Source organism: Microbacterium sp. WHRI 7836 (assembly GCF_040223885.2).
Taxonomy (GTDB): domain Bacteria; phylum Actinomycetota; class Actinomycetes; order Actinomycetales; family Microbacteriaceae; genus Microbacterium; species Microbacterium oxydans.
In genome coordinates, this window is sequence record NZ_CP168171.1 from 2877057 (window position 1) to 2902316 (window position 25260).

Annotated in this window: 24 protein-coding genes; 4 read left to right on the forward strand and 20 right to left on the reverse strand. The window is 69.0% G+C overall.

Features of this window, described 5'->3' with window-relative positions; translation table 11 throughout:
* Window positions 1–59: 59 nt before the first annotated feature.
* From ABRP18_RS13815 to gabT, 5 genes are all read right to left on the reverse strand, one after another.
* Window positions 60–1526: an NAD-dependent succinate-semialdehyde dehydrogenase gene (locus ABRP18_RS13815; protein ID WP_058632127.1), complete on the reverse strand. Its 1467-nt coding sequence runs from the start codon at window positions 1524–1526 to the stop codon at window positions 60–62.
* A 22-nt stretch (window positions 1527–1548) separates the two neighbouring features.
* Entirely contained in the window at window positions 1549–3096 is a 1548-nt protein-coding gene (locus tag ABRP18_RS13820; RefSeq protein WP_046747856.1) for an APC family permease, read from the reverse strand.
* Window positions 3096–3980 carry a universal stress protein gene (locus ABRP18_RS13825; protein WP_058632126.1) on the reverse strand — a complete coding sequence of 295 codons (885 nt, stop codon included), beginning with the start codon at window positions 3978–3980 and terminating at the stop codon, window positions 3096–3098. Before ABRP18_RS13825 ends, ABRP18_RS13820 begins: the two co-directional genes overlap by 1 nt.
* Window positions 3980–5362, reverse strand: coding sequence for an NAD(P)/FAD-dependent oxidoreductase (locus ABRP18_RS13830; RefSeq protein WP_046747855.1), 1383 nt, complete (start codon window positions 5360–5362; stop codon window positions 3980–3982). The genes ABRP18_RS13825 and ABRP18_RS13830 overlap by 1 nt, the downstream gene beginning before the upstream one ends.
* Window positions 5363–5469: 107 nt before the next feature.
* On the reverse strand, window positions 5470–6837 hold the full coding sequence (gabT, locus tag ABRP18_RS13835) for a 4-aminobutyrate--2-oxoglutarate transaminase (RefSeq protein WP_046747854.1): 1368 nt from the start codon (window positions 6835–6837) through the stop codon (window positions 5470–5472).
* Window positions 6838–6935: 98 nt separating this feature from the next.
* Between gabT and ABRP18_RS13840 the strand changes: the two genes are divergently transcribed.
* Window positions 6936–8444 carry a PucR family transcriptional regulator ligand-binding domain-containing protein gene (locus ABRP18_RS13840; RefSeq protein ID WP_349884845.1) on the forward strand — a complete coding sequence of 503 codons (1509 nt, stop codon included), beginning with the start codon at window positions 6936–6938 and terminating at the stop codon, window positions 8442–8444.
* Window positions 8445–8451: 7 nt separating this feature from the next.
* Here ABRP18_RS13840 and ABRP18_RS13845 read toward each other — a convergent pair whose 3' ends face one another.
* The 6 genes from ABRP18_RS13845 to ABRP18_RS13870 are packed head-to-tail and all read right to left on the reverse strand — an operon-like array spanning window position 8452 to window position 13440.
* Window positions 8452–9318, reverse strand: a complete 867-nt coding sequence (locus ABRP18_RS13845; RefSeq protein WP_349884846.1) for a MurR/RpiR family transcriptional regulator — start codon at window positions 9316–9318, stop codon at window positions 8452–8454.
* Window positions 9305–10120: a phosphonate ABC transporter, permease protein PhnE gene (phnE, locus tag ABRP18_RS13850; protein WP_113681832.1), complete on the reverse strand. Its 816-nt coding sequence runs from the start codon at window positions 10118–10120 to the stop codon at window positions 9305–9307. Before phnE (ABRP18_RS13850) ends, ABRP18_RS13845 begins: the two co-directional genes overlap by 14 nt.
* Complete coding sequence (gene phnE / locus ABRP18_RS13855) at window positions 10117–10929, reverse strand: phosphonate ABC transporter, permease protein PhnE (RefSeq protein ID WP_061015307.1); 813 nt, start codon at window positions 10927–10929, stop codon at window positions 10117–10119. The genes phnE (ABRP18_RS13850) and phnE (ABRP18_RS13855) overlap by 4 nt, the downstream gene beginning before the upstream one ends.
* Complete coding sequence (gene phnC / locus ABRP18_RS13860; RefSeq protein ID WP_141368733.1) at window positions 10926–11750, reverse strand: phosphonate ABC transporter ATP-binding protein; 825 nt, start codon at window positions 11748–11750, stop codon at window positions 10926–10928. The genes phnE (ABRP18_RS13855) and phnC overlap by 4 nt, the downstream gene beginning before the upstream one ends.
* A 1-nt stretch (window position 11751) precedes the next feature.
* Window positions 11752–12741: a phosphate/phosphite/phosphonate ABC transporter substrate-binding protein gene (gene phnD, locus ABRP18_RS13865; protein ID WP_058632141.1), complete on the reverse strand. Its 990-nt coding sequence runs from the start codon at window positions 12739–12741 to the stop codon at window positions 11752–11754.
* Between the two features lie 60 nt (window positions 12742–12801).
* Window positions 12802–13440, reverse strand: coding sequence for an HAD family hydrolase (locus tag ABRP18_RS13870; RefSeq protein ID WP_349884847.1), 639 nt, complete (start codon window positions 13438–13440; stop codon window positions 12802–12804).
* 118 nt (window positions 13441–13558) lie between these two features.
* Between ABRP18_RS13870 and ABRP18_RS13875 the strand changes: the two genes are divergently transcribed.
* Window positions 13559–14212 carry an amino acid deaminase gene (locus tag ABRP18_RS13875; protein ID WP_349884848.1) on the forward strand — a complete coding sequence of 218 codons (654 nt, stop codon included), beginning with the start codon at window positions 13559–13561 and terminating at the stop codon, window positions 14210–14212.
* A gap of 85 nt (window positions 14213–14297) precedes the next feature.
* Here the strand turns inward: ABRP18_RS13875 and ABRP18_RS13880 are convergent, their stop codons facing one another.
* Together ABRP18_RS13880 and ABRP18_RS13885 are read right to left on the reverse strand one after the other, a co-directional pair.
* Entirely contained in the window at window positions 14298–14705 is a 408-nt protein-coding gene (locus ABRP18_RS13880) for a riboflavin kinase (protein WP_058633059.1), read from the reverse strand.
* Complete coding sequence (locus ABRP18_RS13885; RefSeq protein WP_058633058.1) at window positions 14702–15211, reverse strand: flavin reductase family protein; 510 nt, start codon at window positions 15209–15211, stop codon at window positions 14702–14704. Before ABRP18_RS13885 ends, ABRP18_RS13880 begins: the two co-directional genes overlap by 4 nt.
* Before the next feature lie 103 nt (window positions 15212–15314).
* On the opposite strand from ABRP18_RS13885, the gene ABRP18_RS13890 reads away from it, so the two are divergent.
* Window positions 15315–15920, forward strand: coding sequence for a PadR family transcriptional regulator (locus ABRP18_RS13890; protein WP_349884849.1), 606 nt, complete (start codon window positions 15315–15317; stop codon window positions 15918–15920).
* A gap of 1 nt (window position 15921) precedes the next feature.
* On the opposite strand, the gene ABRP18_RS13895 is transcribed toward ABRP18_RS13890, so the two are convergent.
* From ABRP18_RS13895 to ABRP18_RS13925, 7 genes are all read right to left on the reverse strand, one after another.
* A complete protein-coding gene (locus ABRP18_RS13895) occupies window positions 15922–16806 on the reverse strand; it encodes a ribokinase (RefSeq protein WP_349884850.1) in 885 nt (294 codons plus the stop codon).
* Complete coding sequence (locus tag ABRP18_RS13900; RefSeq protein WP_058633055.1) at window positions 16799–18178, reverse strand: NtaA/DmoA family FMN-dependent monooxygenase; 1380 nt, start codon at window positions 18176–18178, stop codon at window positions 16799–16801. The genes ABRP18_RS13895 and ABRP18_RS13900 overlap by 8 nt, the downstream gene beginning before the upstream one ends.
* Window positions 18179–18289: 111 nt before the next feature.
* A complete protein-coding gene (locus tag ABRP18_RS13905; protein WP_179515830.1) occupies window positions 18290–19138 on the reverse strand; it encodes an ABC transporter permease in 849 nt (282 codons plus the stop codon).
* Window positions 19131–19928 (reverse strand): ABC transporter ATP-binding protein, encoded by a 798-nt coding sequence (locus tag ABRP18_RS13910; protein ID WP_017201539.1) that lies wholly within the window; start codon window positions 19926–19928, stop codon window positions 19131–19133. The genes ABRP18_RS13905 and ABRP18_RS13910 overlap by 8 nt, the downstream gene beginning before the upstream one ends.
* A complete protein-coding gene (locus ABRP18_RS13915) occupies window positions 19928–21031 on the reverse strand; it encodes an ABC transporter substrate-binding protein (RefSeq protein WP_349884851.1) in 1104 nt (367 codons plus the stop codon). Before ABRP18_RS13915 ends, ABRP18_RS13910 begins: the two co-directional genes overlap by 1 nt.
* Window positions 21032–21176: 145 nt before the next feature.
* On the reverse strand, window positions 21177–22301 hold the full coding sequence (locus tag ABRP18_RS13920; protein WP_349884852.1) for a DUF6226 family protein: 1125 nt from the start codon (window positions 22299–22301) through the stop codon (window positions 21177–21179).
* A 24-nt stretch (window positions 22302–22325) separates the two neighbouring features.
* The gene (locus tag ABRP18_RS13925) at window positions 22326–23777 is read right to left on the reverse strand and encodes a helix-turn-helix domain-containing protein (RefSeq protein WP_046747844.1); all 1452 of its coding nucleotides are present in this window, start codon (window positions 23775–23777) and stop codon (window positions 22326–22328) included.
* Between the two features lie 133 nt (window positions 23778–23910).
* Here ABRP18_RS13925 and aceA point away from each other — a divergent pair, with 133 nt between their 5' ends.
* Window positions 23911–25236, forward strand: coding sequence for an isocitrate lyase (gene aceA / locus ABRP18_RS13930; RefSeq protein WP_046747843.1), 1326 nt, complete (start codon window positions 23911–23913; stop codon window positions 25234–25236).
* The last annotated feature ends 24 nt before the right edge of the window (window positions 25237–25260 follow it).

Here is a 25260-nt window from a genome sequence, read left to right on the forward strand (position 1 = left end):
GACCCAGGCCGTTCGGGTGGGGTGGGCCCTTCGACAAGCTCAGGGACCCACCCGGAAGGTCAGGAGACCGGGATCAGCGTGTACTTGGTGGACAGGTACTCGTGGATGCCCTCGAAGCCGCCCTCGCGTCCGACGCCGGACTGCTTGACGCCTCCGAAGGGTGCGGCCGCATTCGAGACCACTCCCACGTTGAGACCCATCATGCCGGTCTCGAGCCCGTCGATCATCCGCTGCCCGCGCTGCAGGTTCTCGGTGAACACGTACGACACGAGCCCGTACTCGGTGTCGTTCGCCAGGCGCACGGCCTCTTCCTCGGTCTCGAAGGTCGCGATCGCGAGCACCGGTCCGAAGATCTCCTCGCGGAGGATCGCGCTTCCGGCGACCACGTCGGTGAGCACGGTGGGCTCGTAGAACGTGCCGGTGCCCTCGACGGCCTTGCCGCCGGCGAGCAGGGTCGCACCGCGTTCGACCGCATCGTCCACGAGCTCGCCGGCCTTGGCCACGGCGTCCTCGTCGATGAGCGGTCCGATCGCCACGCCCTCTTCCGTGCCGCGGCCGATCTTCATGCCGTTGACGCGCTCGGTCACGCGCTTGGCGAATTCCCCGGCGACGTCCTTGTGCACGATGAAGCGGTTCGCGGCCGTGCAGGCCTGGCCGATGTTGCGGAACTTCGCGGCCAGCGCACCGTCCACGGCCTTGTCGAGGTCGGCGTCGTCGAACACCACGAACGGAGCGTTGCCGCCCAGTTCCATCGACACGCGCAGCACGCCTTCGGCCGCCTGGGCGATGAGCTTGCGGCCCACCTCGGTCGACCCGGTGAAGGAGAGCTTGCGCAGGCGCGGGTCGGCGATGATGGGCGCCGACAGCGCACTCGACTTCGACGTCTGCACGACGTTCACGACACCGGCGGGAAGGCCTGCCTGCTCGAGCAGCGAGACGAAGTACATGGTCGTCAGGGGCGTGAGTGCCGGGGGCTTGATCACGACGGTGCAGCCCGCTGCGAGTGCGGGGGCGATCTTGCGGGTGGCCATGGCGAACGGGAAGTTCCACGGCGTCACGAAGAACGACGGTCCGACCGGGCGCTGCGATACGACCATGTGGCCGGTGCCCTCGGGGTTGATGCCGTAGCGACCGCTGATGCGCACGGCCTCCTCGCTGAACCAGCGCAGGAACTCCCCGCCGTAGCCGACCTCGCCGCGTGCTTCGGCGAGAGGCTTGCCCATCTCGAGCGTCATGAGAAGGGCCAGATCCTCCTTGTGCTCCTGAACGAGGTCGAAGGACTTGCGGAGGATCTCGCTGCGCACGCGCGGAGCCGTCGCGGCCCAGGCGTCCTGCGCGGCGACTGCGGCGTCGAGGGCGCGGATGCCGTCGCCGGGCGTCGCGTCGGCGATGGTGCGGATCACGGAACCGGTCGCGGGGTCCTTCACGTCGAAGGTGCCTCCGGTCTCGCCGTCGATCCACTGGCCCCCGATGAAGAGTCCGGTGGGGATGCTGTCCAGGAGCGCCTGTTCGGTCTGAGTGCTCATGATTCTCTTTCTGTGAGGAGGGCTAGGAGCGCTTGCGTCGACTGGGCGGTGCGTCGATGCCCAGGGTCTGTCCGCGGAAGAAGGCGGGCCGTCTGATCGCGTTCCAGATCATGACGACGATGCCGACGACGATGATCAGCATGCCGAGGATGAACACGATGCCGACCCCGCCGATCTGCGAGCCGGAGCCGTAGGCCGGGTCCATCGAGTCGATCAGCGTGGTGAAGAACAGCACCGCGAGGATCGCGCCGCCGACCAGCGGGAACAGGAACGTGAAGAAGAAGTTCCGCGTCGAGTCGAACCACTGCTTGCGGAAGTACCAGACGCAGGCGAATGCGGTGATCCCGTAGTAGAAGCAGATCATCATGCCGAGCGTCAGGATGGTGTCCCACAGCGTGTCCTCGCTGACGATGCGCATCACGGCGTAGAAGGCCGATGCCACGATGGCGGAGGCGATGGTCGCGTACCCCGGGGTGAAGAACCGCGGGCTGACCTTCGCGAACGACTTGGGCAGTGCGCCGTAGTGCCCCATCGCCAGCAGGGTGCGCGCGGGACCCACGAACGTGGACTGCAGCGACGATGCCGAACTGGTCAGCACCGCGAGCGACACGAGGAACGCGAGCGGGCCGAGGATCGGGCCGGAGAGGTGGAAGAACACGTTCTCCTGGATGTCCTCGTTGCCGAGGCCCAACGCTCCGGTGCCGACGCCGGCGAACATGATCATCGCGACCGCCAGCAGCAGGTACAGGGAGACGATCATGAGCACCGTGACGGTGGCGGCACGCCCCGGGGTCTTCTCCGGATCCTTGGTCTCCTCGTTCATGGTCAGGGTGACGTCCCAGCCCCAGAAGATGAAGATCGACAGGGAGAGGCCGGCGGCGACGGCGCTGAACGACGAGATCGCGAACGGGTTGAACCAGCCGAGGTCGAACGGCTGGTAGTCGAAGCCGTTGCCGTTCACCGCCTGCACGATCGCGGCCCCGGCGAAGAACAGCAGCACGAGGATCTGGAAGCTGACGAGCCAGTACTGCAGCTTCTGCGTCGTCTGCATGTCGCGGTACGAGATCCACGTCGCGCCGAGCATGAACAGCAGGCACACGCCGATGTTGATCCAGGTGACGCTCGCGAGGGAGGCGATGTCGGGGTTGCCCGTGATCTGCGAGATCAGCAGGAAGAGGAAGTCCACGGCGATGCCAGCGAGGTTGGACAGCACGAGGATCGTGGCGACGACGAGGCCCCAGCCGGCCATCCAGCCCACCCAGGGACCGAAGGCACGGGCCGCCCAGGTGAACGACGTGCCGGAGTCGGGCATCCGGTTGTTGAGCTCGCGGTAACCGAAGGCGACCAGGAGCATCGGGATGAACCCGACGAGGATGATCGCCGGGATCTGGGACCCGACGGTGGAGGCCACGGGTCCGACGGCCGCCGTGAACGTGTAGGCGGGCGCGATGCACGAGATGCCGATCACGACCGCGCCGATCAGGCCGACCGTTCCGGCGCTCAGGCCCTTGGTGGAGATCCCGGTGGTGACGCCGGATTCGGGCTCCGTCGCCCGGTGGGTGCTGCTCATCAGCGTTCTCCTGCTTCGTTGCGGGTGCGCGGGACGACGATCATGGGGACGGGCAGAACGTGCAGCATCTTCGCCGCCGTGGAGCCCAGGAACAGTCGGCGCGGCTGTGCCAGCCGGCTCGATCCGACCAGGATGACCTCACCGGGAAGCCAGGAGAGGTTCGCGACCGCATCCTCGACAGTGTCGCCTGGGGCCTTCTCGACCGCGGCGGTGCGCCCGTCCGGAAGGAGCTCGGTCGCCATCGCGAGAACCTCTTGACCGTGCGTGTCCCCTACGGTGCGGATGGCTCCCGTGTCGAGTCCGGGTGGCACGTCGAACGGCACGAGGGAGACGAGTCGCAGATCGACACCGCTGTCTCCGGCGAGCGACACCGCTTCGTCGAGCAGCGCGTCCGCGCCCGGCCGTGAGCCGACCGCGACCGTGACACGCGGGATGACGTGGTCGTCCTGCTGAGCGGTGCCGGCAGGCGCCAGGGCGACCGGGATGGTCGACGAGTGCAGCAGTTCGGAGGCCACGCTGCCGAGACGGTGGCGCCCGAAGATGCCGCCGCCCGCCGCGCCGATCACGATCAGACGTGCGCCGAACTCCTCACCGGCGGCGATGAGCCCCTCGGCGAAGGACTCGGAGAAGCGGACGTGTCCGCTGCGGATCAGCTCCTGCGGCAACCGGACGACGGCGTCGCCGAGCCACTTCTTGGCCTGCGAGCGGATGTGCTCCTCGTAGGCGCGCTCCGGCGGCACCGCGGCGCTGCGCGTGCCCTCGTTGGGCAGCACGATCACCAGGTGCAGGGTCGCTCCCAGGCTGCGGGCGATGCGCGCACCCAGCGCTGCGGCATCCGCTCCCGCGTCCGTCGCCGTGTATCCGACGACGACCGACCCGGTCATCAGCTGCTGCTCTCGACAGCGCCGGCCTCACGACTCGCATCGACGATGTTGGAGGCGACCAGGTGTCCCATCCGGATCGCACCGTCCACGTGCTGATACCCGGCGCCTGCCATGTCGCTGCACGCGAAGTGGATCGGTCCGACCGCGCTACGCAGGTCCGCGCCGTAGCGGTGCAGGCCGCCCATGTCGAAGCTGGCGGCATAGGCGCCGCGCGTCCACTCCTCGCTGCCCCAGTCGCTCTCGTAGTAGACGACCGGGTTCTTGGCCTCGGGGCCGTAGTAGTGCGACAGCGACTCGAGGATGCGCTCCTTGCGCTCCTCGGCCGAGAGCTCGAAGACACCGTCGGCGTTGGCGTCGGAGACGAAGCCGACCAGGGTGCCACGCTCATCGCCGTGGTTGGTGTTGTCGTAGGCCTCGTGCGACAGCTCGTACGGGCTGAAAGCGGTGCCGCTGAGACCCTGCTCGCGCCAGAACGGCCGGTCGTACACGGCGTGCACCTTGATGACGAAGCCCATCGAGAGGTGCTGGTGCAGCTGGTGCTGGCGGCGCGGAAGCGGCGGGTCGAACGAGATGCGGCTGTAGAGAACCGGTGCGTGCGCGAGGATCGCGTGGCGGGCGCGCACGGTGAGCTCGTCGGTGACGGCGACCACACCGGCATCCGACCACTCGAGGCGGCGGACGGGCTGGTTCAACAGCACGTCGTCGCCCAGACGCTCGGCGAGGCGCAGCGGCACCTGCTGGAGACCGCCCACGACGCGCTTGTCGAGGATGAAGTCGGCGTCGACCAGGTTCGAGTAGGAACCGGCGGACGCGGCCATCAGGAGCGACTGCAGGAGCGAGAACGAGTGCGTGGGCTTCGTGAGCATCGCCGAACCCGTGGCGAAGGCCAGGTTGCGCACGGCCTCGTCGTCGTCGGTCTGCGAACGCAGCCAGGCATCCCAGGTGATGGAGTCCCACTCCTCGGCCTTGGGGTGCGCCCACGGCTGATCGGGGTCGATCTCCGCGACCAGCGCGTCGAGGATGCCGGTGATGCGGGCGATCACGGCCTCGGTCTCCGGCGAGACGGGGAACATCTCCCCCGTGAAGCGGTGGGTCTTCCCGTCGGGTCCGACGTAGACGCTGTCACCCTCGCGGTAACGGCTGTAGGTCTCGAGGCCCAGCTCCTCGATCGTGTCCTTGAGCGCGTCCTGGTCGGGCGAGACCCACTGGCCGCCGATCTCGAGCATGGCACCGTCGATGACGTCGGTCCACAGGCGGCCGCCCACGCGGTCGCGGGCCTCCAGCACGGCGACCGACAGGCCGGCCTTGCGCAGGTCGTTCGCGGCCGTGAGCCCTGCGGCTCCGGCACCGATGATGAGTACGTCGCGGGTGATCTCAGACATCTGCAACTCCTTCGTTGGGGGAAGTAGTGCCGGTCGCGACCCGAAATCCCCCGATTGGGGTCGCGACCGGACAGGGGGTCAGGCCGCGCGGGAGCGCGGCCTGCATGTTATTCGGCGGCTGCAGCCAGGGCTGCGGCCACGATGTCGAGTCCTTCGTTCAGCAGGTCGTCGCCGATCGAGAGCGGAGGAAGGAAGCGGATGACGTTGCCGTAGGTGCCGCAGGTGAGGACGATGACGCCCTGCGCGATGCACGCCTTCGCGACGGCCGCCGTGAGAGCGGCGTTCGGCGCCTTGGTCTCGGGATCCACGAACTCGGCGGCGATCATGGCGCCGTGGCCGCGGATGTCTCCGACGCGCGGGTCGTTCTGCTGGATCGCGGTGAGACGGTCGATGAGGATGGTGCCGATCTCGCGTGCCCGCTCGATGACGCCGTCGTTCTCGAACACGTCGATCGAGGCGAGGGCCGCGGCACAGGCGATCGGGTTGCCGCCGTAGGTGCCGCCGAGACCGCCGGAGTGCGAGGCGTCCATGATCTCGGAACGACCGGTGACGGCGGCGAGCGGGAGGCCGCCGGCGATGCCCTTGGCCGTGGTGATCAGGTCGGGCTCGATGCCGAAGATCTCGCTCGCGAACATGTGACCGGTGCGGGCGAAGCCGGTCTGCACCTCGTCGGCGATGAAGACGACGCCGTTCGCGCGGCACCAGTCGACGATCGCGGGGAGGAAGCCGTCGGCCGGGACGATGAAGCCACCCTCGCCCTGGATGGGCTCGATGATGACCGCGGCCAGGTTGTCGGCACCGATCTGCTTCTCGAGCTGGAGGATCACGCGGGCCGCGGCCTCGCGCCCGTCGAGTCCGTCGCGGAAGGGGTACGACATCGGCGCGCGGTACACCTCGGGGGCGAACGGGCCGAAGCCGCTCTTGTAGGGCATCGACTTGGCGGTGAGCGCCATGGTCAGGTTCGTGCGGCCGTGGTAGCCGTGGTCGAATGCGACGACGGCCTGGCGACCGGTGTGCTTGCGGGCGATCTTGATCGCGTTCTCGACCGCTTCGGCGCCCGAGTTGAACAGGGCGCTCTTCTTGGCGAAGTCGCCGGGGGTGACGCGGTTGAGTGCTTCGGCCACGCCCACGTAGGACTCGTACGGCGAGATCATGAAGCAGGTGTGCGTGAACTGCGCGGCCTGAGCGGCGACGGCCGCAGCGACCTTGGGGTGCGCGTTGCCCACCGTGGTCACGGCGATGCCGGAACCGAGGTCGATGAGCGAGTTGCCATCGGCGTCGACGACCACTCCGCCGCCCGCGGCGACGGCCGCGATCGGAACCGTGTGTCCGACACCCGCGGCGACGGCGTCCGCCTTGCGCGCGAGGATCTCGGCCGAACGGGGGCCGGGGAGGTCCGTGACCAGGCGACGCTCCTGCGGGAGGTCGGGTCCACCGAGAGGGACTGCGGGGGCTGCGGTGTCGAGGAGTGCCATGTTCGCGAGCGTACGGCGGTGACCGAGACTGCTGCATTCACCGGTCTGTACAATCTGTAGCGTCAGTTCGCCTGCGTGTATAAGTTCCGGAGAATGTCATGGCCGTCACCGCTCAGCCGACCTTGCGTGCGCTGCTGCAGCGTCGTGACCTCGGGCTCTCGCTGGTGCCTCGCGAAGCCGACATCCCGGAAGGCGCTCTCGACCGCCCCCTGCGCTGGGTGCACAGCTCCGACCTCGCCGACCCGACCCCGTTCCTCTCGGAAGACCTGGCACTGCTGACCACGGGGACGCAGTTCGACGAGGCCGTGAGCATCGACACGTATGTCGGGCGACTCGCAGACCGCGGCGTGATCGGCCTGGGGTTCGGTACCGAGGTGCATCGCTCAGGGATCCCCGACGAGCTCGTCGAGGCCTGCGCTGTGCACGGGATGCCCCTGTTCGCCGTACCGTACCGCACCCCGTTCATCGCCGTCGCACGTGCACACTCCGAGGCCATCGCGGCTCAGGCCTATGCACGACGGTCATGGGCACTCGACACGCAGCGCGCTCTGGCCCTCGCCGCCCTCCGTCCGCACGGCCTCGACGCGACGATCGCGGAGCTCGGGCGTCGGCTCGACGTCTGGTCTGGCATGTTCGACGCCGCCGGAGCCCTCACGTTCGCTCACCCGCGTGACGCCATCGAGGCGCGTGTGCTCCACGAACTCGGCTCCCGCGTGGTCGAGATCCTCACGCGGGGGCTCGAGGCCGGGCAGTCGCTCAGCATCGAGGGTCACTCGTTCATGCTGTTCACGGTGGGCCGCGGCGGACACCTGCGCGGCGTCATCGCCCTGGCCATCGAGACGCTCGACCCCGAAGCACGTTCGGTCGTGACATCGGTCATCGCCATGGCGGGACTCGCGATGGAGCAGAGCGAGCAGCTGGCGCGCAGCCGACGCCGCCTGCACACCCAGCTCCTCGGCTCGCTCCTCGCCGACGACCCCTCTCTCGCCAGACGGGTGCTGGGAAGCCTGCCACCCGCGCCCGTGCTGGTCGCGGTCGCGGCCGACGCCCCTGCGGGACCCCTGGCCGACTGGTGGGAGCGACACCGGTCCGAACACGGCACCTCCTTCTTCCTGGCCGAGTCCGAGGACGGCGTCACGATGTGCGTGTCGGTCGCCGACGAAGGGCTGCTCGATGAGGTCGCCGCGCGGTTCGGCATCCGCATCGGCGTCTCCGATTCGGAGGGCTACGATTCGTTCGCCCGTGCCCATGCGCAGGCACTCACCGCGCTGCGCCAGCAGGGCACGCACGGGGTCGCCCGCTACGCCGACACCGTGGGGTCGAGCATCCTCACCGCTCTCGCGACGGACGAGGCCCGCCTGGTCGCCGAGTCGCGCCTCGCACCGGTGCGCGAGCACGACGCCCGCACCGGAGCCGATCTCGAACGCTCGCTGCGCACGTGGCTGGAGCACGACGCGAAGGCGGAATCCGCCGCGAACGCTCTCGGGGTGCACCGACACACCCTGCGCTCCCGCATCGCCCACGCGGGCGCGCTGCTCGACATCGACCTGTCGACCTTCCCGGCTCGCGCCGAGCTCTGGACGATCCTGCAGACCGCTCGGGATTGATGCCGGGTCAGTCGGCGGATCCCTCGCCGAGGTTCGCGGAGACGACCTCGAGGGCGTGGGCGCGCGCCTGGACCGCGTCCACGCCACGCTCGGTCGCGACCGCGGCGGCGAACACCTCGGCGAACACGAGGTAGGCCACGCGGGAGGTGTGCTCGAGCTCGTCGCGGAAGCTCACCCCGGTCGGCGCGATCACGAGCGACAGCGACGCCGCCTCGGTCAAGGCCGACGAGGCGAACGACGTCAGGGCGATCACGGTCGCACCGCCCCGCGCGGCCGCCGTCGCGACGCGCAGACTCGCCTCGTTCGCACCGGAACCGCTCACCACGAGGCAGACGTCTTCGGCCGTGAGGTGGCGGGCCGCGATCTGCTGGGCGATGGCGTCGGCGATGAATTCCGCCGACCGCCCGGCGGCAGTCAGCCGCATGGCGAGGTCGTTGGCGATCGGCGACGACAGTCCGTTGGCGAGCACGAGCAGACGACGGGCGGATGCCGAGAGGCGCACGGCCTCGGCGACAGCATCCGGGTCGAGCAGGCTGGCGAGCGCCGGCAGGGAGCCCGCCAGACGATCGATCTCCCCCCGCATGCGTCCGAGCACGCCGGGACCGTGGTCGACGGCCGCCTCCCCGGGCGTGCTGCCGAGTTCGGCGGCGAGCGCGACCCGCAGCTGCGGATAACCGCGATAGCCGATGCCCTGGCAGGTGCGGACCACGGTGGCGCGGCCGACGCCGGCCCGATCGGCGAGCTCCTGCGCCGTCCACTCCACGACCTCGTCGGCCGATTCGACGATCAGCTCGGCGACGCGGCGCTCGGCCGGCTGCAGGGTGTTGAGCACGGCCGCGATGCGTGCGGTGGGCGGGGCGCTAGGCGAGAACACGGGCTCGGGCTCCCTCCATGATGCGGCGACGGATCGCACCGGACGCCGCATCGATCAGCATCGTCACCACGACCACCACGATGAGCAGGACACCCACCGTCGACCACTCACGGTACTGGGTGTAGGAGGTGAGCATGTCGCCGATTCCGCCGACGCCGATGAGCCCCAGCACCGCGGAGGAGCGCACGTTGATCTCGAAGCGGTACAGCCAGAACGACCAGAACGCCGGTTCGGCCTGCGGCCACACACCCCAGCGCAGCACCTGCAGCATGCCGCCACCGGCCGCGCGCGCCGCCTCGATCGGACCTCGGGGCACGGCCTCGACCGCCTCATACCCCCATTTGCCGAGCGTGCCGACGCCGTTGATGGCGAGGGCGAGCGCGCCGGTGAACGGGGTGAGGCCGGTGACCGAGAGGATCACGATCGCGATGATGATCTCCGGGACCGCCCTGATCAGCGAGAAGAGTCCGCGCAGGAGCGCCCGCAGCCACGCGGGCCCGAATCCGCGCGCGGCGACCAGGCTCAGCGGGGTGGCGAGCAGGATGCCGAGGATCGTGCCGACCCAGGCCATCTCGATGCTCCGCCACGTCTGCCACAGCGCCTCCGGCAGCTTCTCCCAGTTCGGATCGGCGAACATCAGGAACGTGTACCGGATGATCTCGGACGGCAGATCGGAGAGGCGGGACCAGTCGATGTCGATCGACCAGAACGCCAGGACCACGATGCCGGTGACGAGCGCCCATCCGGCGATCAGCCAGGGCCGGCGAGGCTTGGCGGGGATGACGGTGAGCGCCGCACTCATACGAGCCTCCGTCGGATGGCGTCCGAGACGAGGTCGATCACGATGACGACGATGAGGATCTCCAGGATGATGAGCGAGAGCTGGTCGTAGCGGTAGAACGTGCGCACCGCGTCGATCAGCAGCCCCATCCCTCCTGCGCCGACGAGACCGAGCACGGTCGAGGCGCGCACGTTCAGCTCGAACACGTACAGGGTCTGATTCGCGAAGGCGGGCCAGGCGTCGGGCAGCGCGAGCGTGCGGTTGATCTTCGCCTGCGTCGCCCCCACCGCGCGTCCGGCCTCGAGGGGACCGCGGTCGTTGGTGTCGATGGCCTCCGAGACGAGTTTGACGATGATGCCGACGTTGAACAGCAGCAGCGCCAGGATTCCGGGGAGCGCACCGACCCCGACCATCGCGACCAGGATCGCCGCATACAGCAGGTCGGGCACGCTGCGGATGACGTTGAGGATGCCGCGCACGATGACGCGCGCCGTGGTGTTCGGGTTGGTGGCACGCGCGGCCCAGAAGCTGAGCGGCAGCGACACGGCGGCTCCGATGGCGGTCGCGATCACCGCCATCTGCAGGGTCTCGATGAGGGGCGCGACGGTGCGGGGGAAGAAGCTCCAGTCGGGCAGGAGCAGCTTCACGATCTTGTCGGCGCCGTTCTGCCAGTTGCGCGCGATGGCCGAGAAGTCGACGCCGATGCCGATCACCGGCAGGCACATCACCACTGTGACGGTCACGACGGCGGCCAGGATCACAGGCCCCTTCCACGCTCCTCGCGGGCGGGCGGGAATGTCGAGGACGGTCGCGTTCTGGGCGCCGCTCATGCGTCCAGCCGGTCGTCGGGCGTGAGCGAGCGGCCGTAGATGCTCTCGAAATCGGCGTCCGTCGCACTGGTGGCGGGCCCGTCGTAGACGATCTCCCCGGCGCGCATGCCGATCATCCGCGCCCCGTACTCGCGGGCGAGGTCGAGGAGGTGCAGGTTGACGAGCACCGTGATCCCGAGATCCCGGTTGATGCGGCGCAGGTCGTTCATCACCCCGTGCGCGGTGGGCGGATCGAGGCTCGCGACCGGCTCGTCGGCGAGGACGATGCGCGGCTCCTGGGCGAGGGCACGGGCGATCGCGACCCGCTGCTGCTGGCCGCCCGAGAGCTCGGAAGCGCGGGAGTGCAGCTTTGGCAGGATGCCGACACGATCGAGCGCGTGATACGCAAGCTGCTTGTCCGCCTCGCGGTAGACGCCCAGGAGCGTGCGCCAGAGCGGCGTGTGGGCGAGGCGCCCGACGAGCACGTTCTGCAGCACGCTCGCGCGGCCCGCGAGGTTGAAGCCCTGGAAGACCATGCCGATGTCGCCGCGGAGGCGGCGGAGGGTGCGCGACGAGGCGCCGCTCACCCGGTGCTCCCCCACGTCGAGGGCGCCGCTCGTCACCGGCACGAGGCCGTTGATCGTGCGGATGAGGGTGGACTTGCCCGAGCCGGAGAGCCCGACGACGGCGACCATCTCGCCGGCCTCGATGTCGAGCGACACCCGGTTCAGACCGACCGTCCCGTTGGGATAGCGCACCGTGACCTCGTCGAGGCGGATGGACCACGGCGTGGACGCCGCAACCGAAGCTGCGGCGTCCACGTGCTGGATCTGATCGGACAATTTACTGGAGCCCCAGAGCCTGTGCGGCACGGGCCACGACGTCGAGCGAGTCGGGGTCGGCCGGCGCGAGCTTGGTGATCGAGTAGATGCTGGTGAGGATCTCGGAACCCTCCGGAGTGTTCGAGAAGTCCTCGAGCGCCTTCGTGATGCGATCCTGCAGCTCGGGTGACAGGTCGGACGAGAGGGCGACGCCGTCGTTCGGGATCTCCTCGGTCATCGCGAACACAACGACCTTCTGGCCGACGTCGGGGGTGTCCTTCGCGACGATCGTGCGGGCGTCCCAGAAGCTGAATCCCACTTCGGCGTCGCCGTTGTAGACCGCAAGCACCGAGGCGTCGTTCGCGGTGACAGGGATCTGCTGGATGTCGGTGTCCGTGTCGAGACCTGCCTCCTGCAGCGCGACGATCGGGTAGATGTAGCCGGCGGGCGAACCGGGGCCGAGCACGGCGACCTTCGCGCCCTTCACCTTGTCGATGCTGTCGAGGCCGGCCGGGCCCTTCATGGCGTCGGCGCCGTTGCAGAACAGCATCCCGTCACGCTCGACCGGCTCGTCGTCGCAGTACTTGTCGGGGTTGTTCGTCATGAACTGCGCGGGGTAGGTGATGTTGCCGTTGCGCTCGGTCTGCAGCACGACCTTCGCGTCGTACATGTCGTTCGCCTGCCACAGCTGCAGCGACGGCAGGAAGCCGATCTGCGCCTGGCCTGCGCCCATCGCCTCGACGGCGGCCTGGTAGTCCTTCGACACGACGCCTGTGACCTCGATGCCGAGCTCCTCGGTGAGGTAGTCGGTGAGGGGCGCGGCGGTGTCGACGAGTCCGTCCTGGTCCTGCGAGGGCACGAGGGCGAGCACGATCGAGTCGGGGTCGGCAGCGGGGGCTGCGGAATCCTCGGGCGCGGCGGTGCTGCTGGAGCAGCCGGCGAGCACCACGGTCAGCAGGGCGCCGACCGCGACGACGCCCGCTGCGGAGGAGCGGAGGAGAGAGGTACGCATGTTCATCCTTCGATGGGGGTGGGTGTGTGAGGGAGGGGTATGAGCGGGGAGGGAGAGGTCTCAGCCGCGCAGCCAGGCCTCGAGCTGGGGAACCAGCGTCGAGAACTCGGCGGCGCGGAAGGTCGGGGTGGCGTCAGGGTCGGAGAATCCGCCGATCAGCGCGGTCGCATGGCCGCGGGCGTGCGCGGGGGCGAGGTCGTTGTGCCAGATGTCGCCGATGCTCAGCACCCGGGCGTCCGCGGGGAGCTCGGCGAGCACGGCCTCGAGCCCCCGGGGCTTGCCGGCACCGGTGACGATCCGGTCGAACAGTCCGCGAAGCCCGAGGGTCTCCAGCGCGTCGACGATGCGGATGGCCGGAGCGTTCGTGACGAGGATCAGCTCGGCGTCGACCGAGGAGAGGAACTCGGCGAGCCCGTCCGGTGCGGTGATCGGGGCATCGGCAGTGCCGAGCTGCGCACGACTGGCGAGATAGGCGTTGCTCAGGAGACGGGCATCCGCTCCCCTGGCTTCGGCGACCCGGCGCACCGCGTCGTAGCCGTCGAGCGCATCCCCGTCGGCTGCGGCGAGGACCGCGCGGACGTCGTCGAGGAAGGTGTCATCGTCACCGAGGCCGGCAGCGACCTGCTGGGCGTAGGCGAGAACCGGACCGTCGCCGAGGGCGATCGTGCCGTCGAAATCGAAGAGGAGGATGGAGTTCACGGAGTTCTTTCTGTGGGGACGCTCCGTCCATGATGAGGAACGATTGTGGACAGAAAGTCCCGAACGCGTGAACGCCGTGTGAACAATCCGTCCACTCCACTCGCGTATGGTGAGCGCCGTGTCCGAACTCGAACAGCTCACGCATGCGGCGCACCTCGCCGCCGACGGATCCGACGCCGGTGCACGCTCCGCCCTCCATGCGCTCCCCTGGCTGGCATCCGCGATCCACGACGACCGCGCGGCCGGCCGCTTCGCCGTGTGGGGGCGGTCGTCGGTGATCGACGAGAACACGGGTGCGGCGGTCATCCCCCGCGCGCTGTTCGAGGAACTGCACGGGCACGCGGACATCGCCGCAGACTGGCCGCTCGGCAACGCGGGAGTGCTGCACTGCTACGGCTACCTGCTGTCGCTGGAGCCCACGCCCTACGGCCTCAAGCGCGAACGCTGGACCGAGGGCGCGCTGGCTCGGGCATGCCACCTGCCTCCGGACGCGCTCCGCCCCTGGGGCGAGGGGCCGACGCTGCTCGCGCGAGCGACCGCCGCCGCATCCGCACTCCTCGCCACCCCCGCTGCCGGCGCGACCCAGGTGATCGACGCCCGCGAGGCCAGGCTGGCCCTCGGTGCAGTGCAGGGCCCGACCGCTCTCGCCTACGCCGTCGCGCCGACCGCAGGCACCACCCCTCTGCTGGTCACGATGTTCCCGGTCGCCGATGCGACCATCCCCCTCACGGAGTTCCTCGCGGATCCGCGCCTGCGCTGGAACGCGGTCTAGCCTCCCCGGCTCCGACGCCTCCGGTCGCGCTTCGTACCGCCCGCGCGGCTTCTGAACGGCAGCAACTGCGACCGGAGCAGGGGGGTCAGGAGCGGACCCGAGCGCGATCAGCCAGCAGCGCTCGGCAGCGGATGACGTCTTCGGCGGTCTGCGCGATCAGCGCGTCGACGCCGTCGAAGCGCAGGGTCGGGCGCAGGAGTGCAACGAGGGTCACGAACAAGCGCCGGCCGTACAGGTCGAGATCCGCATCGTGGAGGTGCACCTCGACACGTCGCGCACGGTCGCCGTCGAACGTCGGATTCGCACCGACGCTCACGCTCGCCGCCCAGAGCGGCTGATCGTCGTCGATCCGCGCCCAGGCCGCGTAGATCCCGTCCTCAGGGAGGTCTCCCTCGTCCATTTCCAGGTTCGCCGTCGGGAAGCCGAGCTCACGCCCCCGACCGTCACCCGGGACGACCATTCCGACGATCGCCCCGAGCGGCGGAGCGCTCACGCGCTCTCGGGCGCGGCGATGGACCGGTAGCGGCTCTGGTGGAAGACCAGGGGCTCGACATCGTCGAAGAGCGTGACGTCGGCGATCTCGTACAGGGCGATCTCGTGATCCCCGCCGTCGAACGTGCTGTGCAGGCGGCAGGTGAGCCAGAGCGCCGCATCCGCGATCAGCACGGCTCCCCCGTCGGTGCGCTGCCACTCGTGTCCGCCGAACCGGTCGCCCTCACGCGCCGAGAGCGAGCGGCTGAGTGGCTCATGGTGCGCGGCGAGCACGCTCATGCCGAGCTCGGGCACCGTGCGCAGCACCGGCCAGGTCTTCGACGTGCGGGCTGCGCTGATCGCGACGAGTGCAGGTTCGAGCGAGATCGAGGTGAAGGAGTTGACCGCCATCCCGACGGCTCGATCGTCGATGTGCGCGGCGAGGGCCACGACACCGGTCGGATACACCGAGAAGGCCCGGCGGAGGGCGAGGTCGCGCGGCAGGGCGTCGGTCACGGCAGTCGTCATTTCGGCTTCCTTTCGTTAGTCAACTTTGACTAGTATTGATAATAGGCAACTTTGATCATGCAAACAACAGGAATCTGCGAGGCCAGCCGTTAGCATGAGGGTCATGTCGACCACCCGCCTCGTCGTCCTCGGCGCCGTGAAGCAGTTCCAGCCCGTGCACGGATACTTCCTCCGCCGAGAGCTCATGACGTGGCATGTCGACGAATGGGCGCACATCCAGCCCGGATCGATCTACAACGCCCTGCGTGCCCTCGAGGTCGACGGGTACATTGCCGAGAGCGGCACCGAGGCCGAGGGCAAGCGCCCCGCCCGCACGACGTACCGCATCACTCCGGCCGGCGAGGTGGAGCTGCAGCGGATGCTGCGCGAGAACCTCTGGAACGTCGCGGCGTTCGACACCCAGGCCATCATGACCGTGGCCTCGTTCATGTTCGTGCTGAGTCGGCAGGAGGTGATCGCCGGCCTCGAGCACCGCCTCATCAAGAGCGACGCGATCATCACGCAGAACGGCTTCGATGTGCAGGACACCCTGCGCTCCGAGACCACCCCGAAGTACGTGCGGGAGATCTTCGACCTCTCCACCGCGCGTCTCACTGCGGAGAAGCAGTGGCTGCTCGACCTGCTGGATCGTCTGCGCGCCGGCGAGTACACCTTCGCCGGCGAGACGGCCGAGGGTGCAGCGCCGACCGAAGCCGCACCCTCGAGCTGACTCAGCGTGACGAGACGAGTGCTGTGATCGACGCGGGCGAGAGCTCCGACGTCGTCGCCCCTCGATGCTGCGCCACCACGGCTCCGGCGGCGCAGGCCCGGACCAGAGCATCCTCGATCCTCTCCCCCTGACAGAGCGCGGCGGCCAGCGCACCGCAGAAGGCATCGCCGGCACCTGTCGTGTCCACCGGATCGATCCGGAACGCATCGATGTGCACGGGCTGCTCGTCCGTGCGGTGCAGGGTCACTCCCCCGGCACCCTGCGTGAGCACGATGGTCCGCGCTCCGGCCGCATGCAACCGGTCGATGCCGCCGAGCTCGGCGCACTCGGTCTCGTTCACGACCAGCACATCGACGTCGGCGAGCATCCCGATCGTCGCCGCGTGTGCGGGCGCGGCGTTCAGGATCGTCAGCGCTCCCGCTGCGCGGCCGGCCCGCAGCGCCGCCGCCACGCTCGCGAGAGGAACCTCCAGCTGAGCGAGGACGACCGCGGCGCCCTCGACCCCGGCGACCGCGTCATCGGCGCCGAGCTCACCGTTCGCGCCGGCCGCCACGATGATGCTGTTGTCCCCGTCGTCGAAGGCCAGCACATGGGCGACACCGGTCGGGGCGACGGCGCTTCGGCGCAGGGCCGCCTCTACTCCGGCATCCGCCAGCGTCCGCTGCAGCACGTCGCCGGCCTCGTCCGTTCCGACGACCCCGCAGAACCGCGTGGACGCCCCGCTGCGGGCGGAGGCGACGGCCTGGTTCAGGCCCTTGCCGCCCGAGAAGCGGCCACCGGCACGGCCAAGGAGCGTCTCACCGACGAGCGGAGGGCGCGAGACCTCGACCACGAGATCGAGGTTCGCGCTCCCCACCACGGCGACGCCGGCGAGGGTGTCAGACACGCGACATCGTCCGCCGGTACTGCGAGCCCGTGTGCGACTCGGCGAGCGCCGGCGTGGGCGTGCCGATCAGGCGCTCGCGCAGCGACTGCGGCTCGGACGAGGGCTCCGCGATCGCGCCGCGCTCCTTGAGGATCGGCAGCACGTGCTCGATGAAGTCGACGGTCGAGGCCGGCGGGATGACGGGGGCGAACAGGAACCCGTCGAGGTCGGCGCCGTCGGCGAGCTCGATCATCCGGTCAGCGACTTGCTCCGGGGTGCCGACGATGGGGCGGGCTCCGACGCCGTGCGCGTGCCAATCCCCCAGCACATCGCCGACGGTCTTGTCCGCGAAGCGGGCGACCTGCGTCTGCGAGAGTTCGGTGCTGAGCTCCGACATCGGCGTGTTCGGCGCGTACGCCGAGAGGTCGAGGCCGGTGAACCATGCGTAGGAGGCGACCGTGACATCGGGGTTCTGCGCGTCGGCGACCTCGGCGTACTTGCGCCGGGCCTCCTCCTCGGTGCTGCCGACGACCGCGGCGAACGCCGACATGATCTTGACCTCGTCGGCCCCGCGACCGTTCTTGACGGCCTCCTCGCGGATCGCACTCGAGTGCGCACTGAGCTGTTCGACCGAACCGCTGCCAACGAAGATCGCCTCGCCGTGCTTGCCGCCGAACTCGCGACCGGCGGGCGATGCCCCGGCCTGGAACAGCACCGGCGTCCCCTGCGGCGAGCGCGAGGTGTTGCCGTAGCCGTGCGAGCGGAAATAGGGACCGTCGTGCGCGATGCGGTGCACCTTGGACGGGTCGGCGAAGCGACCGGCCTTGTCGCGCTCCAGGGCGCCTTCCTCCCAGGCCTGCTCCCACAGCTTGTAGACGACCTGCATGAAGTCGTCGGCCATGAGGTAGCGCTCGTCGTGGCCGACCATCGGCACACCGAAGCCCTGCACCGCGGTGTCGGCCGTGCCCGTGGTGACCACGTTCCAGCCGATGCGTCCGCCCGAGAGGATGTCGAGCGTCGCCATGCGGCGGGCGAAGGAATAGGGCGGCTCGAGCAGCGTGGATCCGGTGGCGACGAGCCCCAGTCGCGTGGTCTCGGGGATGAGTGCGGCAAGGATGATCGCCGGGTCGAGCCGGGGCAGATCGAGGCCTTCGACGGAGCAGATGTCGGGGCGTTCACCCGCGACGTCGGCCCAGCCCCAGGCATCCGCGAGGAAAAGGAAGTCGAACCCGGCGTCCTCGACCATGCGCGCAGTGTCGCGCCAGTACTCGAGCTTGTCGAACAGGTAGCGCCCGTTGTCGGGGTGCCGCCAGGTCGCGGTACCGGAGTCGTTCGCCTGCGCGTTCTCGAAGAGGCCGAGACGCAGCGGTTTGACGGTGTTCTGATCGGTCATGTGCGGGTGCCTTCCTTGTGGGTGGTTCGGGTGGATCTGGGCTGTTCTCCGGGCACGCCGGAGGAACCCCGGGACGGGTGGGGGATCCCGTCCCGGGAGGCGGGCGCCGCGTCAGCCCTTGGCCGTGACCTCGCCGTCGCTCCACCAGAGCACGCGCTTGCGCACCAGGGCGAGGACGATGATGAGGAGCACGCCGAGCAGGCACAGCAGGGCGATGCTGGCCCAGGTGACGGGGAGGTTCGCCTGGGCGGCCGAGGTGGTGACGAGCGAGCCGAGGCCGGCCTGCTGCCCCGCCGCGACGAACTCGGCGACCGCGGCGCCGACCACGGCGAGCGGCAGGGCGATGCGGAGGCCGGCGAACACGTACGGCATGCTGCCGGGGAAGCGCAGTTCGCGGAAGATCTCCCACCGCGAGGCATGCAGCGTCTTGAACACGTCCATGGCCTTCTGGTCGACGTCGCGGAGCCCTGCGAGGGAGTTCACGAGCATCGGGAAGAACACCACGAGGCCGGTCACGATGAACTTCGGCACCATGCCGAAGCCGAACGCCACGACCAGCGCCGGGGCGATCGCGACGATGGGGGTCACCATCACGATGATCACGAGCGGCATGACCGCCCGCTCGATGATCTGGAACTCCGCCATCACCACAGCCAGGAGGAACCCGGCGAGGATGCCGGCGGAGGCACCGACCACGACCTCGAGCAGCGTGACGAGGAAGTTCGACCAGTACATGCCGGCGTCGTCGACGAGGCTGGTACCGATCGCCTCCAGCGTCGGGAGAACATACGGATTGGTCCAGGCCACCAGCTGCCACAGCAGCGCGGCGATCACGAAGGTGATCAGAGTGGGGCCCCACGATCCCCACCGCAGCCAGGAGGGAGCGCCGCGGCGGGGCTGGCCCTTCAGACGGGCGGTCGCGATCGTCGCGGTGGTGTCTCTCATCGTCAGCTCAGACATGGGCCTTCTCCGTCTGCGCGCGCAGCGCACCGCGCACGACTGCTTCCAGTTCGCGGAACTCGTCCGTCGCGTAGGCCTCCTCGGTACGCGGTCGCGGCAGGTTCACGTCGATCACCTGGGCGATGCGTCCGGGGTGCGCGGCCATGACCACGATGCGGTCGGAGAGCATGATCGCCTCCGGCACGGAGTGCGTGACGAACATCACGGCCTTGCGGTTCGACTGCCAGAAGTCCAGCAGAGCGATCCGCTGCAGGTCCCGGTTCATCTCGTCGAGGGCGGAGAACGGCTCGTCCATCAGCATGATCGCCGGGTCGAACACGAACGCCCTGGCGATCGCGGCGCGCTGCTGCATACCCCCGGAGAGCTGCCCCGGGTACTTCTTCAGCGCATGGCCGAGGCCGAAGGTCGACAGCAGCTCGGCCGGGTCGCGGAGCGCACGGTCGCCGTTGGCCCCGCGGTTGATCCGCACGGGGAGCTCGACGTTCTCGCGCACCGTCTTCCACGGCAGCAGCGCCGGAGACTGCGGCACGAGTCCGATCTTCTTGTCACGCGAGGCCGCCCTGACGCTCTCGCCGTCGATCGTGACGGTGCCGGAGTCGGCGTCGAGGAGCCCGGCGACCACCTTGAGCAGCGTGGACTTCCCGCAACCGCTGGGCCCGATCACCGAGACGAACTCGCCCATCCCGATCGTGAGACTCACGTCATCGAGCACGGTGACCTTCGCGCCGTCGACGCCGAAGGACTTCGAGACGTTCCTGACCTCGACGCCGGCGCCGTGTGCGACCGTCATCACTTCTCCTTCCAGATCAGGGTGTCACCGTCGTAGAGGTCGGCGACCAGGTCGGCGTCCATCATGTCGGCGATCGCGGGCAGCTCCTTGACGTCGCCGTACTTCTTCACGAGGGCGTACTCGGGCTCCCACATGGACTCGTTCTGCACGCCAGGGTTGCCGCCGGCACTCTCGCGCACCCAGGCGGACTCCACCTCCCACGTGCGGGCGAGCTGCTCGCGCGGGAACGCGGCTCCCTGCCCGTTGTCCTCGGCCAGCTTCGCCAGCTTGTCGATGCACGCATCGGATTCGTCGAGGCAGTACTGGAGCGCCTTGAGGCTCGCGCGCATGAAGTCGGCGGCGACCTCGCGGTGCTCATCGAGGAACCGGGAATTGACCTCCATCACGTTGTACGTGCCCTCGACGCCGAGGTCGGAGGGGAGGAACTCGCTGAACGGCAGTCCCTGTGCCTTGAGCGACTGGGGCTGGTTCGAGGCGTAGCCGACGATCGCGTCGACCTGCTCGCGCACCACGACGGTCGGGTCGTAGTTGGTCATCTTCACCATCTCGACCTTCGAGACGTCGACCCCGGCTTCGTCGAGCATGGCCGAGGCGATCGGTGTCAGGTTGATGAAGTACCCGAGCGATCCGCCCTCGAGGTCCTTGAGGCTCTCGAGCTTCTCGTTGCCGAAGATGGAAAACGGCGGGGTGGTGCCGTAGGTGGCGACCGCCGTGAGGTTCTTGCTGTTGGCGGCCGCCAGCATCACATCGGACGCGGAGCCAAGCGCGGTGAACTGCGCCTGCCCGGAAGCCACGAGCTGCTGCCCGTTCGCCCCTGAGGCGTTGATCTCGACATCGAGGCACAGATCGTCGAAGTAGCCCAGCTCCTCGGCGAGGAACACATCGAGCTGACCGGCGCTGGCGGAGTAGCCGTAACCGGAGATGTAGGTGATGGTGCCGGCATCCTGATTCCGCTTGCAGGCGTCGCTGTCGTTCGCACTCGTGGGGGCGGTATCGCCGCCTGGCGTCTGCGCGGAGCATGCTCCGAGCGTCAGCGTGGCGGCGAGAACGCACGTCAGGGTGGCAGTGATGCGGAATCGGGTTTCCGCAGGGGAAGTAGCCATGAGGGTCCCTTCTCGGCCGTTCGTCGTTGATGGCTCGATGAAAGTAACATAGTCAATCTTGACTAAGCAAGATCAAACTAAGTTTTGACGAACGGCATGACGGGCGCACCATGCCTCCGCCCATGAGGACAGCGGAGACCGGAGGTCAGACCGAGGTCGAGCGGAGGGGCCAGGCCGGCCACCAGCCGCCATCGAGTCCGCTCAACAGCGACGTCACGCGCTCCCGCTCGTCCGCGGTCAGCTCCGGGGCCGGACCCGCGGCGGTCTCCCGACGCTCCCCGTCGGGGGACCGCACCTCCGTGTACAGCCAGGCGCGTCGCCCGACGGGGTACTTCTCCCGGAACCCGCCTGAGGCGACGGACAGCACGATCCGCTCCATCTCGTCCGCCGCGCTTTCGGCAGTCTCGTCGCAGGCGTCGCACACGCACAACGGGACGATCGCATGGAAGAGTGCCCCGGCTTCGACGCGGACGACGGGAGGCATCGGAGCGATGCTGATCGCCGCTCCGACCGCGGGGTCGAGCACGATGCATTCGGCACCTCCCTCATCGCGCTCACGCCGCACCTCGACTTCGTACCCGGCACGAAGGTGTTCGACGAGGGCTTCGACCACGAGAAGCAACGGTTCGAAGCGCTCCGGGTGCGATTCCCGGGAGTAGGCCTCCTCCGGCGGGGCACCCTCGGACCAGCGGCGTCCGTAGCGGATGACCTCGCCCCGGTCGTCGCGGAAGAGCAGGAGCGGGAGAGCGGGACGGACGTAGGCGCTCGCAGGGAGCACGGCGGTGCGCTCGGGCGCCTCGGCGGACAGCGCCCTCACCTCCTGGTCGTCGAGGTCGTCCTGATCCCACGACTCGATCATCCGCAGGAAGGCTTCGCGCTGGTCGGCCTGCCGCACCATCCCCTGCACGAGCGCCTCGACCGGGATGGAGAGGGTGTTCGTCCCTATCTCGGGCTCGGCCGCCATCCGCCATGTCGCTGCCGGATGCACCATGGCGATGACGTTGCCCACGAAACGCGCCGCCGCAGCGGCCAGGTCGGCGCTGTCGAGGATCGCATGATGCGCGGCCACGAAATCCCACGTCGCCGCGAGGTCGTCGGCCAGGAGATTCGGGTCCGCGCCCTGACTCCGGGCGAACCCGGCGAACAGCTCGAAGCCGTCGACGAACCGCACCGATCTCCGCGCATCCGACGGCGACGGCATCCACATGATCGCGGCGGACCCTGCCTCGGGCATCGGGCCGAACGGACCGGGGAAGACGTCGCTGCTCATCGACTGAGCGTATCGACCGGGGTCTCACCGCGGTGCGTGGGCCTCCAGGAACTCGTACACGTCGGTGGTGTCGACGCCCGGGAAGGCTCCTGTGGGCAGAGTCGCCAGCAGTGTGCGAGGAGTCTTCACATTGGGCCAGGAGTTCTCGCGCCAGCGGTCCTCCAGGTCCGCGGGAGCCCGACGACAGCACACCTCGACCGAGTGCTTCGACACGCCGCGGTGCGAGGTGTCGCGACCCACGAACCACTTCGTGTCGTCGAAGCGCACGCCCACGCTCACCGAGTGCAGCCCTTCGCTCGACGACTCCACCCGCGCGGTGCACCAGTAAGTGCCGTTGCCGGTATCGGTGTACTGGTAGTAGGGGTTGAAGCGGTCGTCCTCGTCGAACACCACGCGCGAGGTCCACCGGCGGCAGCACATCTGCCCCTCGATGGCCCCGAGCCGGTCGGTCGGGAAGTTCACGTCGTCGTTCTCGTACGCCTTGGTGATGGTGCCCGACTCGTGCACTTTGAGGAAGTGCACCGGGATGTCGAGGTGCCGGGTCGCGAGGTTCGTGAAGCGGTGCGCCGCCGTCTCGTACGACACCGAGTATCCGTCGCGCAGGTCTTCTATCGAGATCGCCCTCCGCTGCTTGGCGTCCTTCAAGGCGGGGACGACGTGCGCCTCCGGGATGAGCAGGGCGCCGGTGAGGTAGTTCGTCTCGACGCGCTGACGCAGGAACTCGGCGTAGCTGCGTGGTTCGGAGTGCCCGAGGATGCGACTCGACAGTGCCTGCAGCACCGCGGTGCGGGCATCGCCCTTCGCCGGCACACTGCTGGAGAGGTAGAGCCTGCCGTTGGCGAGGTCGGCGACGCTGCGAGTGGTCTGCGGCAGGTCGGGGGCGTAGTGCAGGGTGAAGCCCAGGTAGGCGGCGATCTCGGATGCGGTGCGCTGCGTCAGCGGGCCGCCGGGGTGACCGACCGCGGCGAGGATCTCGGCGGCCTTCGTCTCGAGGTCGGCGAAGTGGTTGTCCTGCCGCCGCATCAGGTGCCGCAGCTCGACGTTCGCCCGGCGAGCTTCTTCGGGCGTCGCGGCCCGCTCGTCCTTGAGCCTGTCGATCTCGCCGTGCAGAGCGAGCAGCGCCTTCAGCGCATCCGTGGGCAGACTCTTCGCGATGCGGAACGGCTCGATGCCCAGGGCCTGGAACGTCTGGCCCTTCATCGCCCGCTCCAGGGCGATCTCGACCGCGCTGCGTTCGTCGAGCGGCTCGCCTTCCAGCAGCGCGTCGATCGTGACCCCGAGAGCCCGGGCGATCGCCTGCAGCTGCGTGAGCTTGGGTTCGCGCTTGCCGGTCTCGATCATCGACATCTGGCTCGGCGCCCGATCGACGGCGGAGGCGAGGTCGTCGAGGGTCATCCCCTTCGCCGTACGGAGCTGGCGGATGCGGCGGCCGATCGTGAGGGCGTCGGTCTCTTCTGCAGCGTCGATGGTGCTCATGCGGGCGATTCTGTCACAGAAACAGAATTTCGACCGATCTTCTCTTTGAAATCGGTCAGCTGGGGTGCGGAACTTCACTCACAGTGGAACCACGCCACTCCGGCACCGCAGCCGGATCCACCGAGGAGACACCATGACGAACACCGCCAACACCCCGACGCCCCGCCCCGCCGGTCTGCGAGCCGGCGACCAGGTTCAGACGGCAGCCGAGCTCCAGGAGATCTGGGATACCGATCCCCGGTGGGACGGTGTCGAGCGCACCTACACGGCCGAGGATGTGATCCGCATCCGTGGATCGGTTCGCGAAGAGGCCACGCTCGCTCACCGCGGGGCCGACAACCTCTGGAACCTCTTGCACACCGAGGACTACGTCCGGGCGCTCGGCGCCTACACCGGAGGCCAGGCCGTGCAGCAGGTGCGGGCCGGTCTCAAGGCCATCTACCTCTCCGGCTGGCAGGTCGCCGCCGACGGCAACCTCGCCGGTCAGACCTACCCCGACCAGTCACTGTACCCCGCGAACTCGGTGCCGGCGGTCGTGCGTCGCATCAACAACGCGCTCATCCGCCAGGATCAGCTGGAGCACGCCGAGGGTGAGACCACGCAGGATTGGCTGGCGCCGATCGTCGCCGACGCCGAGGCCGGCTTCGGCGGACCGCTGAACGCTTACGAACTCGCGCAGTCGCTCATCCAGTCCGGTGCCGCCGGCATCCACTGGGAGGATCAGCTGGCGAGCGAGAAGAAATGCGGCCACCTCGGTGGCAAGGTGCTCGTGCCCACCCAGCAGCACATCCGCACCCTGAACGCGGCCCGTCTCGCCGCTGACGTCGCCGGCGTCCCGACCGTCATCATCGCCCGCACCGATGCCCTCGCCGCCGACCTGCTCACCAGCGACGTCGACGAGCGCGACCAGCAGTTCACCACCGGCGAGCGCACCACCGAGGGGTTCTACCGGATCCGCCCCGGTCTGGAGTCTGTCATCAGCCGCGGCCTCGCCTTCGCCCCCTACGCCGACCTGTTGTGGGTCGAGACGGGAGAGCCCGACATCGAGCTCGCCCGCTCGTTCGCCGCGGCGATCCATGCACAGTTCCCCGGCAAGCTCCTGGCTTACAACTGCTCGCCGAGCTTCAACTGGAAGAAGCACCTGTCGGACGCCGAGATCGCGACGTTCCAGCAGGAGCTGGCTGACCTGGGCTACAAGTTCCAGTTCATCACGCTGGCCGGATTCCACGCCCTGAACTACTCGATGTTCGACCTCGCCCGCGGCTACGCGGATCGCGCCATGAGCGCCTACGTCGAGCTGCAGGAGGCCGAGTTCGCCGCAGAGGCGGACGGCTACACCGCCACCAAGCACCAGCGCGAGGCGGGCACCGGCTACTTCGACGTCATCTCCACCGCGCTCAACCCCGACAGCGCAACCCTCGCCCTCGCCGGCTCCACCGAAGCCGCGCAGTTCCACTGATCCCCACTTCGTTCCCGTCTCGCC

Bases quoted from the DNA above. Each gene is read 5' to 3' on its own strand.
- ABRP18_RS13815 (WP_058632127.1), bottom strand. From the start codon at position 1,526: ATGAGCACTCAGACCGAACAGGCGCTCCTGGACAGCATCCCCACCGGA.
- ABRP18_RS13820 (WP_046747856.1), bottom strand. From the start codon at position 3,096: ATGAGCAGCACCCACCGGGCGACGGAGCCCGAATCCGGCGTCACCACC.
- ABRP18_RS13825 (WP_058632126.1), bottom strand. From the start codon at position 3,980: ATGACCGGGTCGGTCGTCGTCGGATACACGGCGACGGACGCGGGAGCG.
- ABRP18_RS13830 (WP_046747855.1), bottom strand. From the start codon at position 5,362: ATGTCTGAGATCACCCGCGACGTACTCATCATCGGTGCCGGAGCCGCA.
- gabT (WP_046747854.1), bottom strand. From the start codon at position 6,837: ATGGCACTCCTCGACACCGCAGCCCCCGCAGTCCCTCTCGGTGGACCC.
- ABRP18_RS13840 (WP_349884845.1), top strand. From the start codon at position 6,936: ATGGCCGTCACCGCTCAGCCGACCTTGCGTGCGCTGCTGCAGCGTCGT.
- phnE (WP_113681832.1), bottom strand. From the start codon at position 10,120: ATGAGTGCGGCGCTCACCGTCATCCCCGCCAAGCCTCGCCGGCCCTGG.
- phnE (WP_061015307.1), bottom strand. From the start codon at position 10,929: ATGAGCGGCGCCCAGAACGCGACCGTCCTCGACATTCCCGCCCGCCCG.
- phnD (WP_058632141.1), bottom strand. From the start codon at position 12,741: ATGCGTACCTCTCTCCTCCGCTCCTCCGCAGCGGGCGTCGTCGCGGTC.
- ABRP18_RS13885 (WP_058633058.1), bottom strand. From the start codon at position 15,211: ATGACGACTGCCGTGACCGACGCCCTGCCGCGCGACCTCGCCCTCCGC.
- ABRP18_RS13890 (WP_349884849.1), top strand. From the start codon at position 15,315: ATGTCGACCACCCGCCTCGTCGTCCTCGGCGCCGTGAAGCAGTTCCAG.
- ABRP18_RS13900 (WP_058633055.1), bottom strand. From the start codon at position 18,178: ATGACCGATCAGAACACCGTCAAACCGCTGCGTCTCGGCCTCTTCGAG.
- ABRP18_RS13905 (WP_179515830.1), bottom strand. From the start codon at position 19,138: ATGTCTGAGCTGACGATGAGAGACACCACCGCGACGATCGCGACCGCC.
- ABRP18_RS13910 (WP_017201539.1), bottom strand. From the start codon at position 19,928: ATGACGGTCGCACACGGCGCCGGCGTCGAGGTCAGGAACGTCTCGAAG.
- ABRP18_RS13915 (WP_349884851.1), bottom strand. From the start codon at position 21,031: ATGGCTACTTCCCCTGCGGAAACCCGATTCCGCATCACTGCCACCCTG.
- ABRP18_RS13920 (WP_349884852.1), bottom strand. From the start codon at position 22,301: ATGAGCAGCGACGTCTTCCCCGGTCCGTTCGGCCCGATGCCCGAGGCA.
- ABRP18_RS13925 (WP_046747844.1), bottom strand. From the start codon at position 23,777: ATGAGCACCATCGACGCTGCAGAAGAGACCGACGCCCTCACGATCGGC.
- aceA (WP_046747843.1), top strand. From the start codon at position 23,911: ATGACGAACACCGCCAACACCCCGACGCCCCGCCCCGCCGGTCTGCGA.